The sequence below is a fragment of the Hymenobacter algoricola genome, from assembly GCF_039539525.1.
Taxonomy (GTDB): domain Bacteria; phylum Bacteroidota; class Bacteroidia; order Cytophagales; family Hymenobacteraceae; genus Hymenobacter; species Hymenobacter algoricola.
Genome location: NZ_BAABDH010000012.1, coordinates 63,569 through 76,884, shown reverse-complemented (window position 1 = coordinate 76,884; position 13,316 = coordinate 63,569). Strand labels below are relative to the sequence as shown.

The following is a 13,316-nucleotide window of genomic DNA, read 5'->3' as shown; positions in this document are numbered from 1 at the left end:
GCGGCGGCCCCATGTATCTGGCCACGGCTGCCGTCAGATAATCAGCCGCACGCCGCCCAGCTCCGATATCTGGTAGGGAAACCGGTCGCCGGGGGAGCCAATGAACATGAAGTTTTTCGGGATGCACCACTTGGTCGAGAGCTCCTCAATCAGCGCCGGGCCGAAGTGGCCTTGCATAGTCACAAACTCCACCTCAATCTGCTCGTAGGCCCGGTCCAGCACGTTGATGTCGGTGAGCAGCTCGGCCGACACGGTTTCGCCTTCCTTGAGCAGCGTCACGATCTTGAGGCGGTTGGTAGACTCGTTTTCCACCACGTAGGCCATCACCTTGTTCAGGTTCGAGACGTTGTCGCCCTTGGTGAAGAACACGAATTCCTGCTTGTGCAGCTCCCGCAGCTTGCGCTTGACGAGCCGCCGGCCGAAGCGCGAAAACCGGGTGTGCTCGGTAATCGAATCCACGGCGGCCAGCGTCAGGTTCAGAATGGACGTCCGGTTCAGCATCACGTACACCACCAGCATAGCGGGCAGGAAGTACTGCAGAAACACAATCAGGTAGTCGGGGTGAAGCTTGATGTTGCCGTACAGCGCCAGCAGGATGCTCAGCAGCGCTACCGTCACGGTGATAACCCCGGCGTACACCGGCCGCGGCAGGTTCGGCCGCTTGCTCTTGAGCAGGAAGTTGCCCAGGGCAAAAAATGCCATAACCGCCAGAAACGAAATGGTATACACCCCCGCCAGCGGCCCCAGCTGCCCGCGGGTAATCAGCAGCACCGACACGCAGAGCAGGAAAAAGGTGATGAGGATGACGTAGTTGCTCTTGGCCTTGTTTTCCCGCAGGAAAAACTGGGGCAGGATCCGGTCCAGGGTCATGCGCTTCATCAGCCCGCTTACGCCCACGAAGGAAGTCAGCACGGCCCCGCTGAGCACGGCCACGGCATCTACCGAAATCAGGATGCCCAGCCACCGGCCGCCGGTGGTGGTGCCCAGGTAGGCCAGCAGGGTTTCGGTGTGCGGGCCTACTTCGGTCAGGGGCAGCGCGGCCACCACCAGAAAGGCAATGACGGGGTTGAAAAAGCTCACCACCACCCACATGTTGCGCAGGGTTTTGCCGAATACGCCCGGGGCCTGCTCCTCCACGAAGTTGGCCGAGCTTTCGAAGCCCGAGATGCCCAGCATGGCCGCGCTGAACCCCAGAAACAGGGCCGTCAGCAGGCTGCCGCCCGGCAGGGGCCGCGCAAAGTTTACCGACAGCGTCTCCAGGCCGTGGGTGGCCAGAAACCAGATGGTGACCCCCACCAGCAGGGTGAGCGAAACCAGGTGCACCAGAAAGATGCCCACCGCCACCTTCGCCGACTCCGAGATGCCCAGAATGGTGAGGGCCAGAAACAGCCCCAGCAGCCCCAGCGTGGCCCCGATGATGGGCAGCCCGGCCCAGAGCGTGTGCAGGTAGTGCATGGCCTCGGAAGCCGAAATAACCGCCGTGGCCATGTACGACAGGATGGTGAGGCAGGCGGCCAGCGCGGCGTTGCGCTTGCTGGTGGTGTTGAGCAGCACGTTGTAGGCTCCGCCGTTGAGGGGCAGCGCCCCCACTACTTCTCCGTAAATCGAGCGGAACAAAAACAGCACCGCCCCCACCATCAGCAGGGCCACCCAGGCGTATTGCCCGGCGTAGGCAATGGCCAGGGCCGATACATACAGGCACGATGAGGAAATGTCGTTGCCGCAGATAGCGGTGGCTTCCAGCTCGTTTAGTTTCTTTTCGTGGCTCATGGGTGGGAGGGCGGAGAGTGGCAAAAGTTGCTGCCTGTACGCAAGTAACAAGGGTTTTGAATATCTGAGCGGCTAAAAATTTGTTCTGGGTGGTCACCCGGCCGTTGGAACCCCGGGAGCAGCAGAGCCGGAAAATGCGCTGCCGCCGGTCCGAACCATCGGTGGCGGCTGCCTGTTCCGCAAACGGAAACTCCTATCTTTGAGCCTGATTCCCCACCCAACAACCTCCTTATGTCATCCCAAGCTGACGTCCTCTCGCCGCAAGCCAAAGCGGCCAGTCACCACGGCTCCCTGAACGCGGCCGGCTTTACCGATTACTTCGACCTCGACGGTCTGCTCAGCGAGGAGCACAAGCTCATCCGCCAGAGCATCCGCGACTTCGTCAAGAAGGAAATCAATCCGAACATTGAGAAGTGGGCCCAGGACGCGCATTTCCCGTCCGAGATTGTGCGCAAGTTCGGCGACGTGGGCGCTTTCGGCCCCACCATCCCCACCGAGTACGGCGGCGGCGGGCTCGACTACATCAGCTACGGCCTGATCATGCAGGAAATTGAGCGCGGCGACTCCGGCATGCGCTCCACGGCCTCGGTGCAGGGCTCGTTGGTGATGTTCCCGATCTACGCCTACGGCTCGGAGGAGCAGCGCAACAAGTTCCTGCCCAAGCTGGCCTCCGGCGAGTGGCTGGGCTGCTTCGGCCTCACCGAGCCCGACCACGGCTCGAACCCCGGCGGCATGACCACCAACATCAGGGACATGGGCGACTACTACCTGCTGAACGGGGCCAAGCTCTGGATCAGCAACTCGCCCGAGTGCCAGGTAGCCGTGGTGTGGGCCAAGGATGAGAATGGCCGCATCAAGGGCGTAATTGTGGAGCGCGGCATGGAAGGCTTCACGACCCCCGAAATCCACAACAAGTGGAGCCTGCGCGCCAGCACTACCGGCGAGCTGGTGTTCCAGGACGTGAAAATCCCGAAAGAAAACATCCTGCCCAACATCGACGGCCTGAAAGGTCCGCTCAGCTGCCTCGACTCGGCCCGCTTCGGCATCGCCTGGGGCGCCATCGGCGCGGCCATCGACTGCTACGAGTCGGCGCTGCAGTACTCGCTGGAGCGGGAGCAGTTCGGCAAGCCCATCGGCGGCTTCCAGCTCCAGCAGAAGAAGCTGGCCGAGATGCTCACCGAAATCACCAAGGCCCAGCTAATGGCCTGGCGCCTCGGGGTGCTCAAAAATGAAGGCAAAGCTACCTCGGCCCAGATTTCGATGGCCAAGCGCAACTCGGTGGACATGGCCCTGCACGTAGCCCGCGAAGCCCGCCAGATTCACGGCGGCATGGGCATCACCGGCGAGTACCCCATCATGCGCCACATGATGAACCTCGAATCGGTGATTACCTACGAAGGCACCCACGACATCCACCTGCTGATTACGGGTGCCGATATCACGGGTATCCAGGCGTTCAAGTAAGCCGCATTGCGTATCTTCAAACGGCCGCCCTGCATGCAGGGCGGCCGTTTTGAGTTTTCAGGAAGTACCGCGGCTGGCGGCCCCAGCCCACGCCGCCTGGCTAACACACATGAGCGGCTACTGAATACAAAAAAGGGCTACCCCACGTCGGGGTAGCCCTTTTTGTGTTCAGTAGCCACCTACTTCTCCAGCGTGTAGATGTTCTGGCTGAAGATGGTGTTGCCGGTTTGCGAGATGACCGTGGGGGCACTGCCAACCAGGTGCCAGCCGGCGCGGCTGTACTCGTTGATAACGCCCAGAGCGGCTTTGTGCACGATGGTCGTGTTGGCCGCCATGCGCTTGGCACTGCCCCGGCTGAAGTCGATTTCCTTTTCCTTCTGGGTGCCGTCGGGGGCCACGGTGATGATGGAGGCCTGGGCGTCGAGGCCGAACGACATGTTGCTGATGACCATCATGGTGCCGCTGGGCTCAGCGGGCTTAGGGTAAAACGACCAGGTACCAACGGCGGTCAGCAGTAAGGCAGCGGCGAGGAGCTTTTTTTTCATGGAATCCGGGGTACAAGATAAAAGGTAAGAAGGAGCAATTTAGAGGAAAATAACGGGCCCTCAACTGCCCTGAGCCGGCGAGCTGGTGGCTGCTGGGGCGCCATTACCGCGTTACTTCCAGCAGCCAGTCTTCGCCGGCCCGGGTGAGGAAGTGGTAGCGCCGGCCACCTTGGTACTCGTCGGCGGCCAGGCCCAGCTGCCGCAGCTCGGGAAAGGCATTATACACCGTGAGCCGGGTGGTGAAGGCCGCCGCGGCCAGGTCGCGCGTAATCAGCCGCGGCTGCAGCATCAGGGCGTAGCAGACACGGGCGTGGGTAAGGGCGCGGCGGGCCCGCATAGCCGGGTGGGCCGCCCGCAGCGCCCGGGCAATGTGGGCTTCGAGCGAATCCTGGTCGTAGCCGTGGGGCGGGGGCGGCACCGGCTCGTCGCGGGTTGCCACGCGGTGGGCAAACCGGGCCAGGGCGTCAGTGCCCTCGGTAGCAGGGGTAGTAACTGCGGGCGTATCCATGAGCAGCAACAGAGCAAAGAGAAAGTAGCGGGAGACGTCCTGCCGCACCGCCGCCCGAGTATCGGGAGCGGGCCGGCAGGTATAGGTAAAAGTGTTTCAAGTATAAGCAATGCTCCTCAAAGTACAGGCACTTGCCCTCGGAGTATAACTAGTAGTCCGTTAGGTATATGCTATAGCCTCTTGGGTATAGACAGATGGTTTTAGAGTATAGGAAATGGTCCTCAGAGTATAAGCAGTGGTCCGGGAGGTATAGCTTGTGGGGTTCGGGGTATAGGCGCTGGGCTGCCGGGCCGGGCTAGAGCAGCTCGGCGAGCTGGCGGATTTCGGTCACGGCCTGGTCCAGCAGGGGATGCCCGGGGTCGAAATGGTCTTGTACCAGCTGGCTGTAGGCGCGCAGGTCCGCGGGGGCAGTGGTATTGACCTGGTCGAGCTGGTCCTGGTCGTAAGTAGGCACGAAGGGCTGAGGCGGGTCGGGAGCCAGGATGCGGGACTGGACCCAATCGGCCCAGGTGCCCTCGGGCGTAATATCGACTACCTGCGCCAGCAGGGCGACCTGGGCGGCCTGGTAGAGCGTCAGCAGCTCTGCTTCGGAGAGGCTGATGCCGGCCCCGGCGGGCAGCTCGATGAGGCGCTTATACAGGGGCAGGCGCACGCTGGCCTGCACAAAGCTCAAGCTGGTAAGACCGCGCACCAGGGGGTGGTCGGAGATGTGCGGCAGGTGCTCGATCAGGCTGACAGCCAGCAGCAGGAGCTGGGCCAGGTGCGGCGACACCGTGCTGACCGGTGCGGGGGGCTCCGTATCGGGTTCGGGGCGGGCCGCAATGCCAGGGCGGACGGTGGCCCCGAGCCGGGCAAACAAGCCCTGCAGGGCCAGGTCCTGCAGGCGCAGCTCCTCGGCCAGGTCGTCAGCGGTGCTGGTCAGGCGCCTGGCCAGCTGCACCCCGGCGCCCATGCATTCGTAGTACTGGTGGTACTTCCTCTCCAGGGCGAGCGATTCCGGGGCCAGATCCTCCTCCTCATCGGTGGCTTGCAGGGAGGCGGCCACCACGGTCCAGATGGGGGGGCATTCCAAGGCGTAGCGGGCCACCAGCAGGTAGCAGTGCATGGCCGGCAGGTTGTTTTTTAGCTCATCCAGCAGCTGGGACACCGTGCGCACGGCGCGGCACCGCTGCTGCTCGATGGCGTCAAACCCGAAGCTTTCCACCAGCTCCCGGGGCAGCGGGTCGTGGGGGTTCAGCATGAGCAAGGAAGTCGTGACGAGGGCCAGACTCAGGCCCAGGGGAATGGCGTCGGCCAGGTAGCGGGCCTCGGCGCGTTGTTCGTCGCCGTCGGCGGAAAGGGGAATAGCGGGCATATCGGGTAGGAATAAATGAGGGGAGAAGGATCGGCCATCAGGCCAGGCTCTGGAAGGAATACTGGGCGTCAGTCCAGAAGGCGTCCAGGGCCGTCAGGCGGGGCTTGAAGAAGGAAATCAGGGCCGGCCAGTCGTCGCGGCTGAACAGATTGACCGGCGTGAGCTCCTGAAAAATGCGGCTCAAAGGCTGCCCGTGGGCGTCGGTGGCGGCGGCTTCCCAGCGCCAGGGCTGCCCGGTGGTTTCGTGCAGCAGGGTTTTCAGGGCCTCAAACTGCTCAAAGTAAAGGGCCCGGACGGCCGCGTCCGGGTGGGTCAGCTCGATGCCGATGGTGGCGTGGCGCACATCGGCGTGCAGGCGGAAGGACACGTGCTTGACGCCGGTTTTGTAGTTGATCCAGTTGGTCGGCAGCCCTTCGGCGGAAGGGACGGGGGCCATATACTGGCCAAAGGTGGTCCAGAAGGCCTGCCGCAGCTGCGCAACTTCGGCTTTGCTATACATGAGAAAAGAGGAGGGTAAAGACCCGAAAATACGATGGTCATCGGCATTCCGCGCAAAAACTACGCGGCAGCCGGCGGCGTCGCCGGCGGCTGCCGCGGTAACCTGCCTGCAGTCCTGTACATTGGTGCCATGAAACCTGCTCCCGCTTCGTCTGCCACTGCTCTGGTGCTCCTGGAATGCCTCGTGGCCGGCACCACCCACCGCGAAAATCTCAAACAGCACGAGCCCGGCCTCTACCTCGGTCAGATGTTGCGTCTGGTCCGCGAGGCCGACAGCAAGTACGACGACTGGGCCGTGAAAGTGCTGACCACGGCCGCCGAAGGCGACGTGTGGCTGGGCTACCTGCCCGACGTGCGCAACGAAACCAGTGCCCGCCTGCTCGATGCCGGTTATGGGCTCACGGCCCGCATCACCCACAAAGCCTGGGAAGACGAGTGGCTGCAGCTCGAAATTGAAGTGCTGCTGCCCGACGGCCGCGCCTAAAGCCGCGCAACGCCCGGATGCCTACAGCGCATCGGCCAGCGCCAGTACCTGCTGGCGGGCTGCCGCAATTTCGGGCGCCTCGGGAAAGGTCTGCTGCACCCACTGCGTGAAGCTGCTTACCATTTCGCCCACGGCCTGCCGGCTGCTGGCTGGGGCAGCGGACTCGGCTTCGGCGGTTGGCTGGGGCAAGGCTTCTTCCAGCCCCAGCGTGCCCAGCACCTCCGACACGAATACCATTCCGCAGACCTGCATAGCCTGGTAGAGCTGCACCAGCTCCGGCATCGTCAGGGAAAAAGCCTCGGTGGGCTGCAGCTGGCCCAGCCGCGCAATCATTGGTTCCAGCGCGGCCGGCTGCAAGGGCGCCAGGGCGGCTACGGCCCGCATGAAGGGCTGGGCTCCCGCTTCGGGCAGCGAATGTACGAGCAGCAGCGCCAGCCGCATCATCTGCAGCTGTGGGTCGGTGAAGCGGATAGTGGCGGCCGTAGGTGCGGGTGGCGGATTGGCGGCCACGTACCGGGCAACGACCTCTTCCACCCGCAGCCGGTGCAGGCCCAGGGAGGGCTCGGAAGGCAGCTGCTGCTCCAGGGCCCCCAGAAACGTGCCGCTCAGCTCCAGGCAGTACTGCTTCAGCGTAGCCAGCTGGGTATTGTCGATGTGCATCTGCCGGCGCACGTAGGCCAGCACCGGCACCGCCAGCGACGTATCCAGCACCAGGCCGCCCACCAGCAGCAGGTCGTAGAGCCGGCGCGGATTCGCTTCCAGCGCCTCCACCAGCTGGGTCTGGCTGCCGATGATATTCAGTTGGGCCACCTGGGCCGCGTCGAGGCCGGTGAGGGCCGTTAGCTGCCGGGGCAGCTCATCGTGGGGGCGGCTGAGCAGCTCGGCGCAGGCCATGCCATGCAGCGAAAGCGCGTGGGCCAGCTGGTCGTAAAAAGTATCGGGCAGCGAGTGCAGCCAGGCGGCAAAAGGGGCGGAAGCGGACATACGGCGAAGGCAGTTGGGGCGGCAAATTACGCAGGCGCCAGCCCGCTTGGGCAGCCGCGAAGCTGACGAGAGCCGCCTTATGCTAATAGGGTTAGATAAACGGCGGTTGCAGGTCGGATGCGGAGCTTTTTTTGCTAAAAATGGGAGGAATCGGAAGCTGGTTTTGTTACCTTTCAGCTACCAACCTCACGCTCGTTTCTCATGCGCGAAAATTATCTGACTGGTGACAGCGGCCACATGGACGCCACCGAAAAAGACTTTGACAAAGCCCTGCGGCCCCTGTCCTTCTCCGACTTTGCCGGGCAGGACAAGGTCGTCGACAACCTGCGCGTATTCGTGGCCGCCGCCAGGCAGCGCGGTGAGGCTCTCGACCACGTGCTGCTGCACGGCCCACCCGGCCTGGGCAAAACCACCCTCTCGCACATCATTGCCAACGAGCTGGAATCGGGCATCAAGATGACCAGCGGCCCGGTGCTCGACAAGCCCTCCGACCTGGCGGGCCTGCTCACCAATCTGGAGCCCAACGACGTGCTCTTCATCGACGAGATTCACCGCCTCAACCCGGTGGTGGAGGAGTACCTGTACTCGGCCATGGAGGACTACCGCATCGACATCATGCTCGATTCGGGCCCGAATGCGCGGTCGGTGCAGATTTCGCTGAGCCCGTTCACGCTCATTGGCGCCACCACCCGCTCGGGAATGCTCACCTCGCCGCTGCGGGCCCGCTTTGGCATCTCGGCCCGCCTCGAATACTACGATTCGACCCTGCTGACCAGCATTGTGAAGCGCTCTGCCGAAATCCTGGGTACTCCGATTCACGCGGATGCGGCCTTCGAAATTGCCCGCCGCTCCCGCGGTACGCCCCGCATTGCCAACAACCTGCTGCGCCGCACCCGCGACTTCGCCCAGATCAAAGGCACCGGCACCATCACCGTCGACATTGCCCAGTTTGCCCTGAATGCCCTGGACGTCGACCACAACGGCCTCGACGACATGGACAAGCGCATCCTGAACACCATTATCGACAAGTTCAAGGGTGGCCCGGTGGGCATCAGCACCATTGCCACGGCCTGCGGCGAAGAAGCCGAAACCATCGAGGAAGTGTACGAGCCCTTCCTGATCCAGGAAGGCTACCTCAAGCGCACTTCCCGGGGCCGCGAAGCCACCGAGGCCGCCTACAAGCACCTGGGCAAGCTCATGCCCCAGCACCTGCGCGGCAACACTACCGACCTGTTCGGCGCCGAAGGATAAGCTGGTTATTCGCTTCCGGTTTTTGGACCTTTACAACACGAAGCGTGTCTGAACTTCTCAGGCACGCTTTGTTTTTATCCGGAAATAGAGAGCGAAGGGAGTATTGGCTAAAAACCAAAAACGAATAACCGAAAACCAGATGCTGCCGACTGCTGCCTATACTGCTTTCATCAAACGCCGGGCTCTGGAGCTGGGCTTTATGTACTGTGGTGTTTCCAAGGCCGAATTTCTGGAAGAGGAAGCGCCGCGCCTCGAAAACTGGCTCAACCGCAACATGCACGGGCAAATGGCCTACATGGCCAACCATTTCGACAAGCGCCTCGACCCACGCCTGCTGGTAGATGGGGCTAAGTCGGTCATTTCGCTGCTGCTCAACTACTATCCGGCCGAAGAGGACCAGCAGCCGGCCGACGGCACGCTCAAGGTCAGTAAATACGCCTACGGCCGCGACTACCATTTCGTCATCAAAGACAAGCTCAAAACGCTGCTGCAGGACATTCAGCAGGAAATAGGGGAAGTGGGCGGCCGCTGCTTCGTCGACTCGGCGCCGGTGCTGGATAAGGCCTGGGCCAAGAAGAGCGGGCTGGGCTGGGTAGGCAAAAATGCCAACCTGATTACGCCCGGCACCGGCAGCTTCTATTTCATTGCCGAGCTGATCGTGGATCTGGAGCTGGACTACGATGGCCCTATCAAGGACTACTGCGGCACCTGTACCAAATGCATGGATGCCTGCCCGACCGGGGCCATCACCGAACCTTATGTGGTGGACGGCAGCAAGTGCATCAGCTACTTCACCATCGAGCTGAAAGACCAGATTCCGACGGAAATGGCGGGCAAGTTCGGCAACTGGGTGTTCGGCTGCGACATCTGCCAGGATGTATGCCCCTGGAACCGCTTTGCCAAGCCCCACAGCGAGCCCCAATTTAAGCCCAACCCGCAGCTGCCGCACCTGAGTACCACGGACTGGCGGGAAATAACCCACGAGCTTTTCTCGGAGCTATTTCGGCAGTCGGCGGTAAAGCGGACGGGCTACGCGGGACTAACCCGCAACATCAAGTTCGTAACAGAAGAGTAAAGCCGGATCGACCGGTTCTGGTAAAAAATCAGGCAGCCTGGGCAAAAACGCGGTTTAGAACGCGCTGATACACTTTAGCGAACTGCTGATAACACCACGTCTTCAACTCCAGCAACTCCGCTGGCATCAGCATTCGGAGAGCCTTGCGCAGCTCTTTCTCAAAAAGGATCTTGTCGAAGCTGACTTTGAGCAAAATGGTCTTGACGTATTCCAGCATCGGTCAGGGCGGTTAGAAGGGTTGGGTGGGATAGGTAGTACAGTAGACGCAGAGCTTATACGAAAGCTTTAAAAAAAGCTTACGACGGGAGAGTTGGTTTTAAATCCTTTGTTGAAAGATACAAAAATTAGGTCTTAAAATGCAAGCTGAACCACAGCGTCTGCACCAACAGGGGACAACAAAAAAGGAACGGCGTTAGCCGTTCCTTTAGGGTGGTAAAGCTGTTACCTCTGCGTTAATAAATGAACAGATCGGCCAGCTGGCTGGCTACCGCCGCAGTAATAGGCTCATCGAAGGCCTCGCCCAGACTGATTTTGGCTTTCTCCGGCGTGTCGGTCACGATGGGCGTGGTATCGAAAGGGAAAGAGCGAATCGGTACCCCGGGCAGCGTTTGCAGCTGAATTTCCTCCCCGGCATACACGGCATCCGTGACTCCGGCAGTAGTGATGGTATCATCGTTCTTGCTGACCCAGTTGCGCACGTTGGCGTTCTGAGTGGCGCGCCGCATGCCGCGAATGTGGGCCGCATGCCGGGCCTCCACCGCGTGAATCTGTAGTCCGGCCTCCAGCAGGTCGTTGTTGGCGGCAAGAAAATCCAGCTGGCCTTTGTACGCCCGTACGCCCGTATCCTCCAGCAGCTGGGCTACTTTCAGAAAAGTGTCGAAGCTGGTAAAGACCGTGGCGAAGGCGGCGGCTTTCGTGCCGTTCTTGCTGCCCGTGAAGTCGAAGTTGGGCTTGGCCGGCACGGCGGCGCTGGAGTTTTGCAGCTGCCGCTGCAGAAAGGTAACGTGCGCCTGCTCCTGCTCCTGAATCTGCTGAATGACCGGCATGGTGCCCGCCGGGAAAACCAGCGTGCCGTTGCGGCCAGCCGTCAGGGCCAGCGTGTAGAACTCGTTTTCCAGGTATTCGAGCCGCAACGCCAGCGTAAACGTGTCGAGGATAGTCTGGCTGTTTCGGCCGTAGGCCTGCTGCAGCACGGCACCCAGGCCCAAAGGCACCGCAGTAGCCGCCGCCTTGCGGCCCAACCGGCCGAGGCTGCTGAGCATTCCCCGGCGGGCACTGAGCCGCTGATAAGCTTCGGGGTCAACTTCCGCCAGGTTGGCGAGTACTTTGAGGATATTCATAGGGAAGAGGAAGCCAAAAGCCCGCCTTAAGCCGTGGGCAGCTTGGACGTGTCAATGGTGAAAGGAAAAAACGCGGCGGCGGCCGTCAACACCTGGGCCGGCGTCATCGTGACGTTCAGACCCGCATAGTCGCCGGTCGTGACGATGGTAGTGGCATCCGCAACCCCAAAGGAGTTGGGCTGCAGGGCGTCCCGAACGAAAGCGGCATGCCGGGCCTCTACGGAGGCTATTTTGCCTATCAGCGTCAGGTAGCCTCCATTCAGCAGTAGCTTGCCTATTCCGTTGTAGGCCGCCACGCCCAGGTCTTCCAGCTTTTTGGCCGCCGTGAATACGCCCACGCGGCTGGTGAGGGATAGGGAGGTGAAGTCGAACGTGAACGTGGTAATGGCCTGATCGGCCAAGGCAAATTTGAAGAACTCCCGGTGAATCACTTCGTGGTCCCGCAGCGCCGTCAGGGCCTCCTTTTCGCCGGGTAGCAAATCGGTGGGCAGCGCGCCCAGCACTTTCTGATAGAAGGCCGCTTCCAGCTGCTCCAGCAAGTACGCATAGTTGAGTAACCCTACGTCGCCGGCCGCCAGTACGAGTACGTTGGAAGGGGCGGCAACGGGCTCAGGATCATCGGTGCCGCAGCCGGCTAAGAGCAGGGCCGAAGCCGCCGTGGTGGCTCCGGCGATACGGAAAAAGGAACGGCGCCGCATCGTGCGGTCCAGGAAGGAAGTCAGCATAGGGGAATAGTACGAGGCAATACCGCGCCGGCGCGGCGTTGAGGTCAACAAAGGTAACTCCTTCTGATGGGATGCTCTAACGCCCCAATAGGTTGCAGGAAAAAAGCGCCTCCGGGAAGATGCCTTTTCTGGTAGTACCTCAGACCGTCGGTTGGTAGTCGGACTGCAGGTTACTGATGGGTCGCGACCTGCCGCCCAAACAAAAAAAGGACAGCACGAGTGCTGTCCTTTTTCAAATAACCAAAAGCCTTGGCTTAACCGAACAGCGTGCTGCTGGTAATGGTAAAGGTCTTGGCAATAGCCGAAACGGTTGGTACGTCCAGCGGCTCGTCGAAGGCTTCCGAGAAAGCGGCAGCCGGGAAGTTCAGGCTGGCCAGAGCCGTCTGCAGATTCAGGGCCGGCGCAGTGCCGTTGGCACCCTGGTTCACGTTGGCTTCGCTAGGGAAGGTAATACCGGCTGGCGTATACGAAGGCGCAACCCCGGCGCCGTAAATCGGGGCCGTCTGGGCGGGAGAAGCGCCGCCGTTGTCGTCGCCGGAAATCCAGCTCTTGGGCTTACCGGTTGGGCCTTCCAGCGTACCCGATGCAGTCTGCGAGGCAGCATTGTTGTTGAAACCACCCCGGCGCATGGTGCGCAGACGAGCAGCGTGGCGAGCCTCCACCGAGTGGATGTTGAGGGCGGCCGTCAGAACGTCTTTGTTGGAAGCCAGGTAAGGAGCGCCGCCTTTGTAGGCCCGCACGCCGGTGTCTTCCAGAGACTGAGCAACTGCCAGGAACAGGACGGGGTTAGTGAACAAGCCCGCGAAAGGACCCGCACCCGAGCCTTTGCCGCCGGTGAAGTCGAACTCCGACACGGCAGGAGCAGCAATAGCCGCCGCGCCGAGCGCAGAACGCAGGAAGTTCACGTGGTTGTTTTCGTCAGTCCGGATTTTGGTCAGCGACGAGAGGTTGGTGGCGCTGAACATTCCGCGGAAAGTAGTTTGGGCCGGCGTAACGGCCGTAGCGCCGCTACCGTTGTCTGTCACAATGCTTCCGTTGCCCTGCAGGCCGAGGTTGTAGAAGTAGGCTTCCAGATATTCCAGCTTCAGCGCGAAGTTCAGAACGTCGTTCACGGATGGAGCGCCCGTGGCCTGACCGTAAGCTTTGTTGAAGATGGCACCCATGGCCAGGGGCAGCGCCGCCGCGGTCATTTTTTTGCCAAAGCCGGTCAGGTGTTTGAACACGCGACGGCGGGAATCGAAACGCTCGAAAACTTCGGGGTCAGTTTTCTCGATTTCAGAAAGGATATGGAAGAAGTTCATATGGAAGGCGAAGTTTA

The 13,316-nt window shown here is 61.4% G+C and carries 14 protein-coding genes; 4 read left to right on the top strand and 10 right to left on the bottom strand.

Going from position 1 to position 13,316, the window contains the following annotated elements; genetic code table 11:
* Positions 1 to 33: 33 nt before the first annotated feature.
* Positions 34 to 1,770, bottom strand: coding sequence for an APC family permease (locus tag ABD842_RS02665; protein WP_345109675.1), 1,737 nt, complete (start codon positions 1,768 to 1,770; stop codon positions 34 to 36).
* A gap of 231 nt (positions 1,771 to 2,001) precedes the next feature.
* Between ABD842_RS02665 and ABD842_RS02660 the strand changes: the two genes are divergently transcribed.
* Positions 2,002 to 3,234 (top strand): acyl-CoA dehydrogenase family protein, encoded by a 1,233-nt coding sequence (locus ABD842_RS02660; protein WP_345109672.1) that lies wholly within the window; start codon positions 2,002 to 2,004, stop codon positions 3,232 to 3,234.
* A gap of 179 nt (positions 3,235 to 3,413) precedes the next feature.
* Here ABD842_RS02660 and ABD842_RS02655 read toward each other — a convergent pair whose 3' ends face one another.
* The 4 genes from ABD842_RS02655 to ABD842_RS02640 form a co-directional block, all read right to left on the bottom strand.
* Positions 3,414 to 3,779 carry a hypothetical protein gene (locus ABD842_RS02655; protein WP_345109670.1) on the bottom strand — a complete coding sequence of 122 codons (366 nt, stop codon included), beginning with the start codon at positions 3,777 to 3,779 and terminating at the stop codon, positions 3,414 to 3,416.
* A 103-nt stretch (positions 3,780 to 3,882) separates the two neighbouring features.
* Complete coding sequence (locus tag ABD842_RS02650) at positions 3,883 to 4,287, bottom strand: hypothetical protein (protein ID WP_345109667.1); 405 nt, start codon at positions 4,285 to 4,287, stop codon at positions 3,883 to 3,885.
* A 295-nt stretch (positions 4,288 to 4,582) separates the two neighbouring features.
* Positions 4,583 to 5,641: a hypothetical protein gene (locus ABD842_RS02645; RefSeq protein ID WP_345109664.1), complete on the bottom strand. Its 1,059-nt coding sequence runs from the start codon at positions 5,639 to 5,641 to the stop codon at positions 4,583 to 4,585.
* 37 nt (positions 5,642 to 5,678) lie between these two features.
* Positions 5,679 to 6,140 carry a DUF4268 domain-containing protein gene (locus ABD842_RS02640; RefSeq protein ID WP_345109662.1) on the bottom strand — a complete coding sequence of 154 codons (462 nt, stop codon included), beginning with the start codon at positions 6,138 to 6,140 and terminating at the stop codon, positions 5,679 to 5,681.
* A 129-nt stretch (positions 6,141 to 6,269) separates the two neighbouring features.
* Between ABD842_RS02640 and ABD842_RS02635 the strand changes: the two genes are divergently transcribed.
* Positions 6,270 to 6,623: an HIRAN domain-containing protein gene (locus ABD842_RS02635; RefSeq protein ID WP_345109659.1), complete on the top strand. Its 354-nt coding sequence runs from the start codon at positions 6,270 to 6,272 to the stop codon at positions 6,621 to 6,623.
* 21 nt (positions 6,624 to 6,644) lie between these two features.
* Here ABD842_RS02635 and ABD842_RS02630 read toward each other — a convergent pair whose 3' ends face one another.
* A complete protein-coding gene (locus ABD842_RS02630; RefSeq protein ID WP_345109656.1) occupies positions 6,645 to 7,607 on the bottom strand; it encodes a hypothetical protein in 963 nt (320 codons plus the stop codon).
* Positions 7,608 to 7,808: 201 nt separating this feature from the next.
* On the opposite strand from ABD842_RS02630, the gene ruvB reads away from it, so the two are divergent.
* A complete protein-coding gene (gene ruvB, locus ABD842_RS02625) occupies positions 7,809 to 8,858 on the top strand; it encodes a Holliday junction branch migration DNA helicase RuvB (protein ID WP_345109654.1) in 1,050 nt (349 codons plus the stop codon).
* Between the two features lie 139 nt (positions 8,859 to 8,997).
* The gene (queG, locus tag ABD842_RS02620; RefSeq protein WP_345109652.1) at positions 8,998 to 9,933 is read left to right on the top strand and encodes a tRNA epoxyqueuosine(34) reductase QueG; all 936 of its coding nucleotides are present in this window, start codon (positions 8,998 to 9,000) and stop codon (positions 9,931 to 9,933) included.
* 28 nt (positions 9,934 to 9,961) lie between these two features.
* Here queG and ABD842_RS02615 read toward each other — a convergent pair whose 3' ends face one another.
* The 4 genes from ABD842_RS02615 to ABD842_RS02600 form a co-directional block, all read right to left on the bottom strand.
* Positions 9,962 to 10,150, bottom strand: coding sequence for a hypothetical protein (locus tag ABD842_RS02615; protein ID WP_345109650.1), 189 nt, complete (start codon positions 10,148 to 10,150; stop codon positions 9,962 to 9,964).
* A gap of 235 nt (positions 10,151 to 10,385) precedes the next feature.
* Positions 10,386 to 11,273, bottom strand: coding sequence for a ferritin-like domain-containing protein (locus ABD842_RS02610; RefSeq protein ID WP_345109648.1), 888 nt, complete (start codon positions 11,271 to 11,273; stop codon positions 10,386 to 10,388).
* 26 nt (positions 11,274 to 11,299) lie between these two features.
* Positions 11,300 to 11,998 (bottom strand): ferritin-like domain-containing protein, encoded by a 699-nt coding sequence (locus ABD842_RS02605; RefSeq protein WP_345109647.1) that lies wholly within the window; start codon positions 11,996 to 11,998, stop codon positions 11,300 to 11,302.
* 254 nt (positions 11,999 to 12,252) lie between these two features.
* The gene (locus tag ABD842_RS02600; protein ID WP_345109646.1) at positions 12,253 to 13,299 is read right to left on the bottom strand and encodes a ferritin-like domain-containing protein; all 1,047 of its coding nucleotides are present in this window, start codon (positions 13,297 to 13,299) and stop codon (positions 12,253 to 12,255) included.
* Positions 13,300 to 13,316: the final 17 nt, after the last annotated feature.

What these genes read in the sequence shown, in the direction of transcription:
- ABD842_RS02665 (WP_345109675.1), bottom strand. Translation starts at nt 1,770, where the DNA reads ATGAGCCACGAAAAGAAACTAAACGAGCTGGAAGCCACCGCTATCTGC.
- ABD842_RS02660 (WP_345109672.1), top strand. Translation starts at nt 2,002, where the DNA reads ATGTCATCCCAAGCTGACGTCCTCTCGCCGCAAGCCAAAGCGGCCAGT.
- ABD842_RS02655 (WP_345109670.1), bottom strand. Translation starts at nt 3,779, where the DNA reads ATGAAAAAAAAGCTCCTCGCCGCTGCCTTACTGCTGACCGCCGTTGGT.
- ABD842_RS02650 (WP_345109667.1), bottom strand. Translation starts at nt 4,287, where the DNA reads ATGGATACGCCCGCAGTTACTACCCCTGCTACCGAGGGCACTGACGCC.
- ABD842_RS02645 (WP_345109664.1), bottom strand. Translation starts at nt 5,641, where the DNA reads ATGCCCGCTATTCCCCTTTCCGCCGACGGCGACGAACAACGCGCCGAG.
- ABD842_RS02640 (WP_345109662.1), bottom strand. Translation starts at nt 6,140, where the DNA reads ATGTATAGCAAAGCCGAAGTTGCGCAGCTGCGGCAGGCCTTCTGGACC.
- ABD842_RS02635 (WP_345109659.1), top strand. Translation starts at nt 6,270, where the DNA reads ATGAAACCTGCTCCCGCTTCGTCTGCCACTGCTCTGGTGCTCCTGGAA.
- ABD842_RS02630 (WP_345109656.1), bottom strand. Translation starts at nt 7,607, where the DNA reads ATGTCCGCTTCCGCCCCTTTTGCCGCCTGGCTGCACTCGCTGCCCGAT.
- ruvB (WP_345109654.1), top strand. Translation starts at nt 7,809, where the DNA reads ATGCGCGAAAATTATCTGACTGGTGACAGCGGCCACATGGACGCCACC.
- queG (WP_345109652.1), top strand. Translation starts at nt 8,998, where the DNA reads ATGCTGCCGACTGCTGCCTATACTGCTTTCATCAAACGCCGGGCTCTG.
- ABD842_RS02615 (WP_345109650.1), bottom strand. Translation starts at nt 10,150, where the DNA reads ATGCTGGAATACGTCAAGACCATTTTGCTCAAAGTCAGCTTCGACAAG.
- ABD842_RS02610 (WP_345109648.1), bottom strand. Translation starts at nt 11,273, where the DNA reads ATGAATATCCTCAAAGTACTCGCCAACCTGGCGGAAGTTGACCCCGAA.
- ABD842_RS02605 (WP_345109647.1), bottom strand. Translation starts at nt 11,998, where the DNA reads ATGCTGACTTCCTTCCTGGACCGCACGATGCGGCGCCGTTCCTTTTTC.
- ABD842_RS02600 (WP_345109646.1), bottom strand. Translation starts at nt 13,299, where the DNA reads ATGAACTTCTTCCATATCCTTTCTGAAATCGAGAAAACTGACCCCGAA.